General features: G+C 65.2%; 10 protein-coding genes and 1 tRNA gene. 6 read left to right on the plus strand and 5 right to left on the minus strand.

The window, feature by feature from the left end; translation table 11 throughout:
- Positions 1–281 precede the first annotated feature (281 nt).
- The 6 genes from IVB42_RS16100 (at position 282) to IVB42_RS16125 (ending at position 7485) form a co-directional block, all read left to right on the plus strand.
- Positions 282–506 carry a hypothetical protein gene (locus IVB42_RS16100; RefSeq protein ID WP_018455102.1) on the plus strand — a complete coding sequence of 75 codons (225 nt, stop codon included), beginning with the start codon at positions 282–284 and terminating at the stop codon, positions 504–506.
- A 120-nt stretch (positions 507–626) separates the two neighbouring features.
- Positions 627–989, plus strand: a complete 363-nt coding sequence (locus IVB42_RS16105) for a hypothetical protein (protein WP_085353356.1) — start codon at positions 627–629, stop codon at positions 987–989.
- Positions 990–1045: 56 nt separating this feature from the next.
- Positions 1046–2320 carry a divalent metal ion exporter subunit IhpA gene (gene ihpA, locus IVB42_RS16110; RefSeq protein ID WP_085353357.1) on the plus strand — a complete coding sequence of 425 codons (1275 nt, stop codon included), beginning with the start codon at positions 1046–1048 and terminating at the stop codon, positions 2318–2320.
- Complete coding sequence (gene ihpB / locus IVB42_RS16115; protein WP_018455105.1) at positions 2317–3306, plus strand: divalent metal ion exporter adaptor subunit IhpB; 990 nt, start codon at positions 2317–2319, stop codon at positions 3304–3306. Before ihpA ends, ihpB begins: the two co-directional genes overlap by 4 nt.
- Positions 3299–6517 (plus strand): CusA/CzcA family heavy metal efflux RND transporter, encoded by a 3219-nt coding sequence (locus IVB42_RS16120; protein ID WP_247397077.1) that lies wholly within the window; start codon positions 3299–3301, stop codon positions 6515–6517. Before ihpB ends, IVB42_RS16120 begins: the two co-directional genes overlap by 8 nt.
- A gap of 2 nt (positions 6518–6519) precedes the next feature.
- The gene (locus IVB42_RS16125; RefSeq protein WP_018455107.1) at positions 6520–7485 is read left to right on the plus strand and encodes a cation diffusion facilitator family transporter; all 966 of its coding nucleotides are present in this window, start codon (positions 6520–6522) and stop codon (positions 7483–7485) included.
- Positions 7486–7612: 127 nt separating this feature from the next.
- Here the strand turns inward: IVB42_RS16125 and IVB42_RS16130 are convergent, their stop codons facing one another.
- The 5 genes from IVB42_RS16130 to clpX form a co-directional block, all read right to left on the minus strand.
- Positions 7613–8473: a methyltransferase domain-containing protein gene (locus IVB42_RS16130; RefSeq protein ID WP_085353363.1), complete on the minus strand. Its 861-nt coding sequence runs from the start codon at positions 8471–8473 to the stop codon at positions 7613–7615.
- 128 nt (positions 8474–8601) lie between these two features.
- Positions 8602–8678 (minus strand) — tRNA-Val (locus IVB42_RS16135).
- Positions 8679–8741: 63 nt separating this feature from the next.
- Positions 8742–9146 (minus strand): GFA family protein, encoded by a 405-nt coding sequence (locus IVB42_RS16140; protein WP_018455108.1) that lies wholly within the window; start codon positions 9144–9146, stop codon positions 8742–8744.
- Between the two features lie 87 nt (positions 9147–9233).
- Positions 9234–11657: an endopeptidase La gene (gene lon, locus IVB42_RS16145; protein ID WP_018455109.1), complete on the minus strand. Its 2424-nt coding sequence runs from the start codon at positions 11655–11657 to the stop codon at positions 9234–9236.
- A gap of 322 nt (positions 11658–11979) precedes the next feature.
- Entirely contained in the window at positions 11980–13251 is a 1272-nt protein-coding gene (gene clpX / locus IVB42_RS16150) for an ATP-dependent Clp protease ATP-binding subunit ClpX (protein WP_007603503.1), read from the minus strand.
- Between the last annotated feature and the right edge of the window lie 238 nt (positions 13252–13489).

Genomic DNA, 13489 nt, shown 5'->3' on the forward strand with positions numbered 1-13489 from the left:
TCAATCCGTCCATGGTCCGTCCTCCTCAATTTCTCCTCGTCGCTAATCACAATGAACAAGGAACGTTCCAAATTGGACCGAGCCAGCGGGAACGAACCCGCGCGATGCGGATTATCTGTCCAAGTCCCAAGGATGAAGTTTGTGAGCACGAAAGCCTCAGCCGGTAAGTCCCGGCTGGGGCTTTCTTTTTGTGCGCCGGTTCCTGTCCTATGTTAACGACGCCGGCTCTCGGATCATCAAGGATGCGCTCGGGGCGGGAACCTCCGGATCGGGAGAGCCGCGTGGATCGCAGAACCGCGTGCCTTCATCAGGCAGATGCATTCCGGGAAAAGGCGATCGCCGATCCCGAGCACCACGACCAGTGGATCGATGAAGCCATCAAATGGCTGGAACGGGCCATGGAAGCGGGCTGCCGCGCCGTCGTCACGGTCGAAGGCGGCGATATGCCGAACGTTGCACGCGGAGCGGCAGCCGATGCTCGGCTGAGCTTGATCACACGCCAATGAGAAGAGCTGCCGTCTTCGCGAGCGCTGCGGCAATTGTTCCCGGAACGTAACAATGTTGCGGGTCGACACTGTTCCCAACGCCATGCTAGGCCGGGCGCAGACCGCAACCAGAGTGACGTCGTGCTCGCGAACCGCCAGCCCTCAGGATCATGCCGGCCGCGCAACTGGCGCGGGCTGCTGTCTGTGCTGATCGCGGTCGTCTACCTGCTCGCGGGAGCGCTGCATGGCCTGCACGACATCGACGTCACCACGCCCGGTGGCGGCTCGGAGATCAGCGCGGTGCTTGACGGCTCGGCGGATCACAACGACCACAAGGCCATCGGCGGGCATCATTGCCATGGCTGCTTCTCGGTGACGGTGGCGCAGCCGACGCCACCGGCCGGATCGATCGGGCTCGTGTCCGCATCGCGCCCGCAACGCGCACCCCGGCTCGCCGGCATTGTTCCCGACACCGACTCCCCGCCTCCCAAACATATGGCCTGAACGGATTGGTCGGGCGCCACGAGCGTCCATTCGGTTCATCCTCACAGGTCGGTTTCATGTTTTTCAGGGGAATGGCCGCGCGCCTGGCGTGCGCGGCAGCGTGTCTGATTGCCGGATCGGCGCTTGCGCCATCTCACGCCCAGACTCTGACGATGCGGAGCGCGCTTTCGCGCGCGCTGGCCGCGAGCCCGCGGCTGACCGCGGCGGAGCGCGATGTCGGCATCGCCACGGGCCAGCGCATCCAGGCAGGTGCGCTTCTCAATCCGGAACTGACCTACGAACAGGACAATTCGTTCGGGTCCGGCATCTATCGCGGCACACGATCGGCCGAGACCACGCTCCAGATCAGCCAGGCCTTCGAGCTGTTCGGCAAGCGCGACGCGCGGATTGCAGCTGGCGTCGCCGGCATCGAGGTCGCCGCGATCCAGCGCAAAGCCGTCAGGCTGGAGGTGCTGTCGGAGACCGCGATCGCCTTCCTCAGCGTGCTCGGCGCACAGCGGCGCATCCAGATCCTCGACGAGCAGATCACCGCCATCGACCGGCTGACGCCGCTTTTGCGCCGACGCGTCGAGGCCGGCGCCTCCTCGCCGGCCGAGACCGGCCGTGCGGAGGTGGCGTCCGCACTGGTGAAGGCCGACCGCGAGCGCTTCAAGGCGACGCTGGCCAGCGCCCGGCGCGAGCTTGCGGTCTTGATGGGCGACGCGGCACCGAAATTCGGCGAGGTCTCCGGACGGCTCGACACCATGGGCCGGCCGCCGACGTTCCAGTCGGTCGTCGCCGCGATCGATGCCAATCCGCAGCTGGTGCGCTGGACCGCGATCTATGCCCAGCGCAACGCCGAGCTGTTGCTGGCGCGGCTAAGGCCCTATCCCGACGTGCGGATCGCCGCCGGCTGGCGCCATTTCAACGAGACCAATGACGACGCGGCGCGCCTCACCGTCTCGGTGCCGATCCCCGTGTTCGACCAGAACCAGGGCAATATCCTTTCGGCCCAGGAAAGCCTCGCCAAGACCAAGGCCGAGCGCGAGGCCAACCGCAACACGCTGATCGTGGTCGCCGGCCGCGCCTACGACTCGCTGCAGGGCTCGCTGCGCGAGCTCGCGGTGCTGCGCGAGAGCGCCATTCCCAAGGCCACCGAAGCCTCGGACGCCATCGCGCAAGGCTACGGCCAGGGCCGCTTCAGCCTGCTCGAAGTGCTCGATGCCCAGGCCAGCGTCACCCAGGCGCGGCTGCGCGAGCAGGAGGCGCTGCAGAATTTCCACGCGGGGGTGGCGACCATCGAAGGGCTCGTCGGCAATCCCTTTACGCTGGCGCGGGAGAGCGCACGATGAAGACGTCCTCCACCATCCTCGTCGCATTCGTTGCCGCCGCACTTGGCGTCGCACTTGGCGCTTACGGCTATTCCCTGCTCGGCCCGGCCAGGGTCGAGCATGCCGAACACGCCGCGGACAAGAAGCCGGAGAAGCCGAACGACCATGTCGAGCAGGACGAGCACGGTGCCGACCGGATCCGCATCTCCGACGTCAAGCTTGCCGCCGCCGGCGTGACGCTGGCGGAAGCCGGGAGCGTCACGCTGACCGACACGCTCGCCTTCAACGGCATCCTGCGCGCCAACCAGGAAGCCGTGGTGCAGGTGACGCCGCGCTTTCCCGGCGTTGCCAAATCGATCCAGAAGCGCATCGGCGACGAGGTCGGCAAGGACGATCTGCTCGCCGCGATCGAGAGCAACCAGAGTCTCACCGTCTACGAGCTCAAGGCGCCGCTTGCCGGCACCGTCATCGAGCGGCAGATTTCGCTCGGCGAATACGCCTCCGAGCAGAAGCCCGCCTTCGTCGTCGCCGACCTCTCCACTATCTGGGTCGATCTGTCGATCTATCGCCAGGATCTGCGGCGCGTTCGTCTCAACGACGAGGTGCTGATCGATCCCGACGACGGCCGCGGCGAGATCAAGGGCACGATCGCCTACATGGCCCCGATCGGCTCGAGCGAGACCCAGACGGCGCTGGCGCGCGTGGTGCTGCCAAATCGGGACGGGCGCTTGCGTCCCGGCCTGTTTGTCACGGCACGGCTGATCCTCGCCGCCCGCAACGTCGCGGTCGCGGTGCGCAAAAGCGCGATCCAGACGCTGGAGAACAGGACTATCGTGTTCGTTCGTGAGGACGGCGACAAGATCGAGGCGCGCCCGGTGGAGCTTGGCGATTCCGACCCGCGCCATGTCGAGATCAAGGCCGGTCTATCGGCCGGCGAGCATTACGTCGCGGAAAACAGCTTCGTCGTGAAGGCGGAGATGGGCAAGGGCGAGGCCGAGCATGATTGAGCGTCTCATCGCGGTCTCGCTGCAGCAGCGCTGGCTGGTCCTGCTGCTCGCGCTCGGCGCCGTCGCTTTCGGAGCGTGGAATTTCCAACGCCTTCCGATCGACGCCGTGCCTGACATCACCAACGTCCAGGTCCAGATCAACACCCGCGCCCCCGGCTATTCGCCGCTGGAAACCGAGCAGCGCATCACCTTCCCGGTCGAGACCGCGATGGGCGGGCTGCCCAAGCTCGACTACACGCGCTCGCTGTCGCGCTACGGCCTGAGTCAGGTGACCGTCGTCTTCAAGGACGGCACCGACATCTATTTTGCCCGCCAGCTCGTCGGCGAACGGATCCAGCAGGTGAAGGACCAGCTTCCGGCCGGCGTCGAGGTCGCGATGGGACCGGTCTCGACCGGGCTCGGCGAAATCTTCATGTACACCGTCGAGGCCAAGGCGGGCGCGAAGACGCAAGGCGGCCACGACTATTCGCTGACCGACTTGCGCACCGTGCAGGACTGGATCATCAAGCCGCAGCTTCGCAACGTGCCGGGGGTGATCGAGGTCAACACCATCGGCGGCTTCGAGCGGCAATTCCATGTGCTCCCCGATCCCGGCAAGCTGATGGCCTACCGGCTCGGCTTTCGCGACGTCAGGACGGCGCTCGCCGCCAACAATGCCGATGTCGGCGCCGGCTATATCGAGCGCAACGGCGAGCAATATCTGGTTCGCTCGCCGGGCCAGGTCGGCAATGTCGGCGAAATCAGGGACATCGTCATCGGCTCGCGCGGCGGCAATCCCGTCAGGATCAGGGATATCGCGACCGTCACCGAAGGCCGCGATTTGCGCACGGGAGCCGCAACGCGCGATGGCGAGGAAACCGTGCTCGGCACCGCCATGCTTTTGATCGGCGAGAACAGCCGCACCGTGGCGCGCCGTGTCGCGGCCCGGCTGGAGGATATCGCCAAATCGCTGCCCGACGGCGTCGTGACGCGGACCGTCTACGACCGCACCGATCTGGTCGAAGCCACCATCCGCACCGTCGAGAGCAATCTGCTGGAAGGCGCGGCCCTGGTCGTGGCCGTGCTGTTCCTGATCCTCGGCAACATCCGCGCCGCGCTGGTGGTGGCTTGCGTCATTCCGCTGTCCATGGCCATGACGGTCACCGGCATGGTCGAGACCAAGGTCAGCGCGAACCTGATGAGCCTGGGTGCAATCGATTTCGGCATCATCGTCGACGGCGCCGTGATCATCGTCGAGAACTGCCTGCGCATGCTGGCCGAGGTCCAGCGCGAGAAAGGCGGCCTGCTCACGATCTCCGAACGGCTGCGCGCGATCCGGAGTGGGTCGAGCGAGGTGATCAAGCCGAGCCTGTTCGGAACGCTGATCATCGCAGTGGTCTACCTGCCGGTGCTGACGCTGACCGGCGTCGAGGGCAAGATGTTCACGCCGATGGCCCTGACGGTGCTGATGGCGCTGGGTGCCGCGGTGCTGTTCTCCATCACCTTCGTGCCGGCGGCGGTTGCCATCTTCGTCACCGGCAAGGTGTCCGAACACGAAAACCTGTTCATGCGGCTGGCGAAGCGCGCCTATCTCCCCGTGCTCCGGCTGGCGATCGACCATCGCCTTGGCGTCGCAATCATGGCCGCCATCATCGTGGTCGCAAGCTGCGTTGCCGCCGCGCGCATGGGCGGCGAGTTCATCCCGAGCCTGGACGAAGGCGACGTCGCGCTGGCCTCGATCCGGATTCCCGGCACCAGCCTGACCCAGTCGCTGGACCTGCAAAAGGCGCTGGAAAAGCGCGTCAAGCAGATTCCGGAGGTGAAGGAGTTCTTCACCCGCATCGGCACCGCCGAGATCGCAACCGACCCGATGTCGCCGGCACAGACCGACGGCTACATCATGCTGAAGCCGCGCGCCGAATGGCCCGACCCTGGCAGCTCCAAGGCCGAGGTGATCGAGGCCATCGCCCGTGCCGCCGACGACATCCCCGGCAGCGCCTATGAAATCTCCCAGCCGATCCAGTTCCGCGTCAACGAGTTGATCTCCGGCGTGCGAAGCGACGTCGGCGTCAAGATCTTCGGCGACGACCTCGACATCCTGCAAGGCGCGGCAAAACAGGTCGAAGCCGCGATCCGCGGCATCCGCGGCGCCAGCGACGTCAAGATCGAGCAGGTCTCGGGCCTGCCGATCCTCACCGTCCGCCTCGACCGCCAGGCGCTCGCCCGGTATGGGCTCAGCATCAGCGAGGTGCAGGGCATCGTCGAGATCGCGGTCGGCGGCAAGTCGGCCGGCAAGCTGTTCGAGGGCGACCGCCGCTTCGACATCGTCGTGCGCCTGCCGGAACATCTGCGCGGCAATCTCGAAGCCATCAGGGCAATCCCGATCCCGCTGCCGCCGGGTGAGGATGCGACAATCGGTGCGCCGATCCGGACGGCACTGCCCGGCTCCCCCCTCGCCCAGATGCGCTATGTGCCGCTGTCGTCGGTTGCCACCGTCGATGCGACGCCCGGCCCCAACCAGATCAGCCGCGAGAACGGCAAGCGGCGCATCGTGGTCACCGCCAATGTCCGCGCGCGCGATCTCGGCTCCTTCGTCACCGAGGCGGAGGCGGCCGTCGCGGAGAAGGTCAAGCTGCCGCCGGGCTACTGGATCGGCTGGGGCGGACAGTTCGAGCAGCTGGTCTCCGCCACCAAGCGGCTGACGCTCGTGGTGCCGTTGGCGTTGCTGCTGGTCTTCCTGCTGCTGTTCATGGGCATGGGATCGGCGGCTGATGCGGCCCTCGTGTTCTCCGGCGTGCCGCTGGCACTGACCGGCGGCGTCATGGCGCTGCTGCTGCGCGGTATTCCGCTGTCGATCAGCGCCGGCGTCGGCTTCATCGCACTGTCGGGCGTCGCCGTCCTCAACGGGCTCGTCATCATCGCCTTCATCGAGCGGCTGCGCAGCGAGAGCCACCCCGTTGCCGACGCGGTGCGCGAGGGCGCGCTGACACGCCTGCGTCCGGTGCTGATGACGGCCCTCGTCGCGTCCCTCGGCTTCGTGCCGATGGCCCTTGCCACCGGGGCCGGTGCCGAGGTGCAGCGGCCGCTTGCGACCGTGGTGATCGGCGGTATCATCTCCTCGACCGTGCTGACGCTGCTGGTGCTGCCGGCGCTCTACGTGCTGTTCCGCCGTGACGGGGCTGCCGAAACGCCTACAATAGCGCCTGATTTGGCAGCGTCCGGGGAGCGGTAGAGGTGGGCAGCCACGACCATCACGGCCATCACGGCCATCATCACGATGATCATAGCCACGATCACGATCATGGTGGCCACGCCCATGCCCATGCGCCCGCCAGTTTCGGCAAGGCATTCGCGATCGGCATCTCGCTCAACACCGCGCTGGTCTTGGCGGAGGCCGTCTACGGCTATATCGGCAACTCCACGGCTCTGCTTGCGGACGCCGGCCATAATCTTTCCGACGTGCTCGGCTTGGTCGTGGCCTGGTGCGCGTCGATCGCGGCGCGGCGCGCGCCCAGCGGCCGCTTCACCTATGGCCTGCGCGCCTCCACCATCCTGGCGGCGCTGGCGAACGCGGTGTTCCTGCTGGTCGCAACCGGCGCGATCGGCTGGGAAGCGATTTTGCGCCTGCGGGAGCCGGAGCCGGTCGCCGGCATCACCGTGATGGTGGTCGCCGGCATCGGCATCCTCATCAACGGTTTTACCGCCATGTTGTTCGCGCGCGGTCGCAAGGACGACATCAACATCGAAGGCGCCTATCTGCACATGGCGGCCGACGCCGCGGTCTCGCTCGGCGTCGTCATCTCGGCGGCGCTGATCATCTGGACCGGCTGGCTCTGGCTCGATCCCGTCACCAGCCTCGTCATCTGCGCCACCATCCTCTGGAGCACCACCAGCCTGCTCCGTGGCTCCATCGACATGTCGATGGCGGCGGCGCCCAGGGGCACCGACATTGCCGCGATCAAGATCCTTCTGCTGGAGCGGCCCGGCGTCACTGCGATCCACGATCTCCACGTCTGGCCGATCTCGACCACCGAGACGGCGCTGACCTGCCACCTCGTCATGCCCACCGGCGCCGGCGATGCCTTCCTGATGGAGACGGCGCAGATGCTGAAGCGCTCCCACCGCATCGGCCACACCACGCTTCAGATCGAGACGCATCCGGACAATGGCTGCGCGCTGGCGCCGGATGACGTGGTGTGAGGTAGTTGCGTTGCTGCGTCCCCATCGTCATTGCGAGGAGCGAAGCGACGAAGCAATCCAGACTGCCTCCGCGGAGAACGGTCTGGATTGCTTCGCTGCGCTCGCAATGATGAGGACAGAGCGACGCCTACGCCGCCTTCGCCGTCACGATCCAGATCGCGCCCTGGAGCGCCACGCTCTGACCCTTCAGGAACGGCGCGAGCGTCTCGCGGATCGAGGCTTTTGCCGCGGCATAGGTCTCCGGCGGATGCCCTTGCAGCGCGCGGCTCGCCGGGCCGATCTGGAGCGAGCCTTCGACCGCGGCATCGAGCCCGCCGCCAATCGCGACGTCCATCGCGAGATTGTGCGGCTCCATCGCGACGTCGACGAAGCCCGCGCCTTTCAGGATGCGCGTCACGCGCTCTTCGGAGGCGAAGGCGAACGGGCCCGGCTCCTCCGGCCCGACCGGCGGCATCTTGGGAACGTGCTTGTAGACCGCCATAAGCGGCGCCATCATCCACGGATTTTCCTTCGGCTCGCGCCAGCAGGCAAACGCCAACCGTCCCGTCGGCTTCAGCGCGCGGCGGAGATTGGTGAAAGACGCGATGGGATCGGCGAAGAACATCACGCCGAACCGCGAGGCCAGCAGGTCAAAGCTCGCCGGCTCGAACGGATGCACCGTCGCATCGGCCAGCACGAAATCGAGCGGCAGGCCTTTTGGCGCAAACGCGCGCGCCTGCGACAGCATCGGCTCGGAGACGTCGAGCCCGAGCGCAAAGCCATCAGGCGCGACAGCCTTCGCGAACGCGAACGTCGTCGCACCGGAGCCACAGCCGATGTCGAGGACGCGCTCGCCCGGCTTCGGCCTGGCGCGGGCGATCAGCACGTCGGCAATGGGTCCCAGCAGGCTCTCCTGCGCCGCATGGCGATCGGCCCAGCGCTGCCCGCTGGGGCCATTCCAGTAGGCGATCTGATCGGCGTTCTGCTCGTGTCCGCTTGGTTGTTGCATCAGGGCCTCTGTGGCTCGGTATCGCCCGCCTGCGCCTATCGGCTTCGGCGCGGCAGCCTTCGTTCGCTTCGCGCCAATAACGTGTGAGGCTGGCTCGCCGAGCCGAAGCTCGCGAAGCGAGCAAAGGCTGGTGGGCGGTGAGAGATTCGAACTCCCGACCCTCTCGGTGTAAACGAGATGCTCTAACCAGCTGAGCTAACCGCCCCTCGCCGCTTCTTTATCCCTACCGGCCCCGAACGGGCAAGCGCGGAACGCCAATTCCAGGGCCTCAATCCTGTGGCCGGCCCGGCAGCAGCGGCACCGCGTCGATCCACACCGCCGCCGACTGGCACCAGATCTGCCTGACGGGCCGCAATTTGTCGCGCTGGCGGATGCTGCCCCAGCGGATGCCCCAATCGTCCTCCTGGTCGCCGTCGCCGCTCGTGAACAGCGGGGAACCGCAGTCGGCGCAAAAGTGCTGGAAGCGCATCCGGCCGTTGTCGCCGCGCTTGCCGTAGATCCTGGGCGTGCCGGCAGTCAGGCGGACTTCGGCGCCCGAACAGACGGCCGTCACCCGGAAGGGCGAGCCGGTCAGTGTCTGGCAATCGGTGCAGTGGCAGACCGACACCGTCTCCGGGTCGATCTCGGCTTCAAAGGTAATCTCGCCGCAATGGCATTGCCCGTCGATGTGCATTGTCGTCATCCGCTGCCCAAAACAAAATGCCCCACAAAAAAACGGCGCCCGAAGGCGCCGTTTTATCATCTTTTTCGAGCTGCGATCTCAGTGAGCGGTCAGGCCGCCGGCGGCTTCGTCGCCGTCCGGCTTCACCGTCACCTTGGTGTCCTCTTCCCAGACGATCGGCACTGGCTTCTTGACCAGCGCCTTGGCGACGACGTCGTCGAGGCGCGAGACCGGGATGATCTCCATGCCGCCCTTGATCGCATCGGAAATCTCCGTGAGATCCTTGGCGTTGTCCTCAGGAATCAGCACCGTCTTGATGCCGCCGCGGGCAGCAGCCAGCAGCTTCTCCTTCAGGCCGCCGATCGGCAGCACGCGGCCGCGCAGCGTGATTTCGCCGGTCATCGCGACATCGTGGCGGACCGGGATGCCGGTCATGACCGAGATGATCGCGGTGGCCATCGCCACGCCCGCCGACGGACCGTCCTTCGGCGTCGCGCCTTCCGGCACGTGCACGTGGATGTCGCGCCGGTCGAACAGCGGCGGCTCGATGCCGTAGACGATCGCGCGCGAGCGGACATAGGACGCCGCCGCCGAGATCGATTCCTTCATCACGTCACGCAGATTGCCCGTGACCGTCATCTTGCCCTTGCCGGGCATCATGACGCCTTCGATCGTCAGCAACTCGCCGCCGACATCGGTCCAGGCAAGGCCGGTGACGATGCCGACCTGCGGCTCGCTCTCGATCTCACCGTAGCGGTACTTCGGCACGCCCAGAAGCTCTTCGAGAGTCTTCTCGGTGATCTTGACCGACTTCTTCTTGGAGATCATCAGCTCCTTCACCGCCTTGCGGGCGAGTGTGGAGAGCTCACGCTCCAAATTGCGCACGCCCGCTTCGCGGGTGTAGCGGCGGATCAGAAGCAGCAGCGCGTCGTCGTCGATCGAGAACTCCTTGGAGTCCAGGCCGTGCTTGGACACCGCGGTCGGGATCAAGTGCTTGCGCGCGATCTCGACCTTCTCGTTCTCGGTGTAGCCCGCGATCCGGATGATCTCCATGCGGTCCATCAGTGGTCCCGGAATATTGAGCGTATTCGCGGTCGTGATGAACATCACGTTGGACAGATCGTAGTCGACCTCGAGATAGTGGTCGTTGAAGGTCGCGTTCTGCTCGGGGTCGAGGACCTCGAGCAGCGCCGAGGACGGATCGCCGCGGAAATCGGCGCCCATCTTGTCGATCTCGTCCAGCAGGAACAGCGGATTGGACGACTTCGCCTTCCGCATCGACTGGATGATCTTGCCGGGCATCGAGCCGATATAGGTGCGGCGGTGCCCGCGGATCTCGGCCTCGTCGCGCACGCCACCGAGCGAGACGCGCACGAATTCGCGCCCCGTCGCCTTCGCGATCGACTTGCCGAGCGAGGTCTTGCCGACGCCGGGAGGGCCGACGAGGCACAGGATCGGGCCCGTCAGCTTGTTGGCGCGCGACTGTACGGCGAGATACTCGACGATGCGGTCCTTGACCTTCTCCAGCCCGTAGTGATCCGCATCCAGAACCGCCTGCGCGGCTTCCAGATCCTTCTTCACCTTGGACTTCTTGTTCCACGGAATCGACAGCAGCCAATCCAGATAGTTGCGCACGACGGTCGCTTCCGCGGACATCGGCGACATCTGGCGCAGCTTCTTCAATTCATGCTGCGCCTTCTCGCGCGCTTCCTTGGAGAGCTTGGTCTTGGAGATCTTCTCTTCGAGATCGGCGAGCTCGTCGCGACCGTCGTCGTCGCCGAGCTCCTTCTGGATCGCCTTCATCTGCTCGTTGAGATAGTACTCGCGCTGGGTCTTCTCCATCTGGCGCTTGACGCGCGAGCGGATGCGCTTCTCGACCTGGAGCACCGAGATCTCGCTCTCCATCAGGCCCAGCACCTTCTCCAGGCGCTGCGTGACCGACAGCGTCTCCAGGATGCCCTGGCGATCCGCGATCTTGACGGCGAGATGCGAGGCGACGGTGTCGGCGAGCTTGGCAAAATCGGTGATCGCCTGCACGACGCCGACGACCTCGGCCGAGATCTTCTTGTTGAGCTTCACGTAGCTCTCGAAGTCGGACACGACGGAGCGCGCCATGGCCTCCGCCTCGACCGACTTCGCATCGGTATCGGCGAGCGCAATCGCGGTCGCTTCGTAATAGTCGGCGCGATCGGTGTACTTCTGCACGCGCGCCCGCTCGAGCCCTTCGACCAGCACCTTCACAGTGCCGTCGGGAAGCTTCAAGAGCTGGAGCACGCTGGCAAGCGTACCGGTCTCGTAAATGGAATCGGGTGCCGGATCATCGTCGGACGCGTTCTTCTGGGTCGCGAGCATGATCAGCGCGTCGTTCTTCATCACCTCTTCGAGCGCGCGGATCGACTTCTCGCGGCCGACGAAGAGCGGAACGATCATGTGCGGGAAGACGACGATGTCGCGCAGGGGCAGCACGGGATAGGCGTGCGTTTCGCCATGGACGATGGTTGGCCTGGGTTTTGGATTGGTCATGGCCTTTTCCTTTTGCTTTGCCCCCTTGCACGCAGCCCGCCATGCTCATGCGCAACCGCCACAAGGTGCCGAGGTGACCCGCAATACCGATCGGTCCTTTTGAGGTTGGACCGGCTTGCCGAATCGGAACTGAGGCGAATCTTGAAGAGAATTTTTACTCGCCGCCGACATTAGGTGGCTATCGACCCGGGGGGTGTCAAGTCATTGAAAGACGCGCGCCATCAGGCGCTTACGCACGCAAATAAGCGACGCAACACCGGCTGCGGAGATACTTTCCGCAGCCCCTGCTTGAGGAGACGATTGGAGCGTTCCAGCGCCGAAATCAGGCGCTGGCGTTCTCGACGGCGCGATCGGACCGATCGGCGTAGATGTAGAGCGGACGCGCCGTTCCTTCCACGACTTCGCGGGAAATCACGACTTCTTCCACACCTTCGAGGCCCGGCAGGTCGAACATGGTCTCGAGCAGGATCGCCTCGAGGATTGAACGCAGCCCCCGCGCACCGGTCTTGCGCTCGATCGCCCTGCGGGCAACCGCGCCAAGCGCCTCGTCGGCGAAGGTCAGCTCGATGTTCTCCATCTCGAACAGCCGCTGGTACTGCTTCACCAGCGCGTTCTTCGGCTCGACCAGGATCTTCTTGAGCGAAGCCTCGTCCAGATCCTCCAGCGTCGCCACGACGGGCAGACGGCCGACGAATTCCGGGATCAGGCCGTACTTCAGGAGATCCTCAGGCTCGACATGACGGAAGATTTCGCCGGTGCGGCGGTCTTCCGGTGCGAGCACCTGAGCGGCGAAACCGATCGAGGTCGAACGTCCGCGTGCCGAGATGATCTTTTCGAGGCCCGAGAACGCACCACCGCAGATGAACAGGATATTGGTGGTGTCCACCTGCAGGAACTCCTGCTGCGGATGCTTGCGGCCGCCCTGCGGCGGGACCGAAGCCACCGTGCCTTCCATGATCTTGAGCAGCGCCTGCTGCACGCCCTCACCCGACACGTCGCGCGTGATCGAGGGATTGTCGGACTTGCGGCTGATCTTGTCGATTTCGTCGATGTAGACGATGCCGCGCTGGGCACGCTCGACATTGTAGTCGGCGGCCTGGAGCAGCTTCAGGATGATGTTCTCGACGTCCTCGCCGACATAGCCGGCTTCGGTCAGCGTCGTCGCATCCGCCATCGTGAACGGCACGTCCAGGATGCGGGCGAGCGTCTGCGCGAGCAGCGTCTTGCCCGAGCCGGTCGGACCGATCAGCAGGATGTTCGACTTCGCAAGCTCGACGTCGTTGTGCTTGGTCTGGTGGTTGAGGCGCTTGTAGTGATTGTGCACCGCGACCGAGAGGACCTTCTTCGCATGGTTCTGGCCGATCACGTAATCGTCCAGCACCTTGCAGATTTCCTTCGGCGTCGGAATCCCGTCGCGCGACTTCACCAGCGAGGATTTGTTCTCCTCGCGAATGATGTCCATGCAGAGCTCAACGCACTCGTCGCAAATGAAGACCGTGGGACCCGCGATCAGTTTGCGCACTTCGTGCTGGCTCTTGCCGCAGAACGAGCAATACAGCGTGTTCTTGGAGTCGCTCGTGCCGACCTTACTCATTCATGTCTCCGTCCGCGGTTCGATCCCGTCCGCTCGATCGCCCTATTCCGGCACGACAGCCGGTACAGTCCTTCAAATAGAGCAAATTCCGTACCAAAAAAGACCCTACGCGTTACATGCCGTGCGAATCGCGGTCATTCGATTCCCCGCGATCATAGCCGATCAGTCATAGCGAACCATGCTGGCACCCGACTATCAAGAATTCGCTAATCGGGGGTCGCCGGCTACCCGTGACAAT

This window comes from Bradyrhizobium sp. 45, assembly GCF_023073155.1.
Lineage (GTDB): Bacteria > Pseudomonadota > Alphaproteobacteria > Rhizobiales > Xanthobacteraceae > Bradyrhizobium > Bradyrhizobium canariense_D.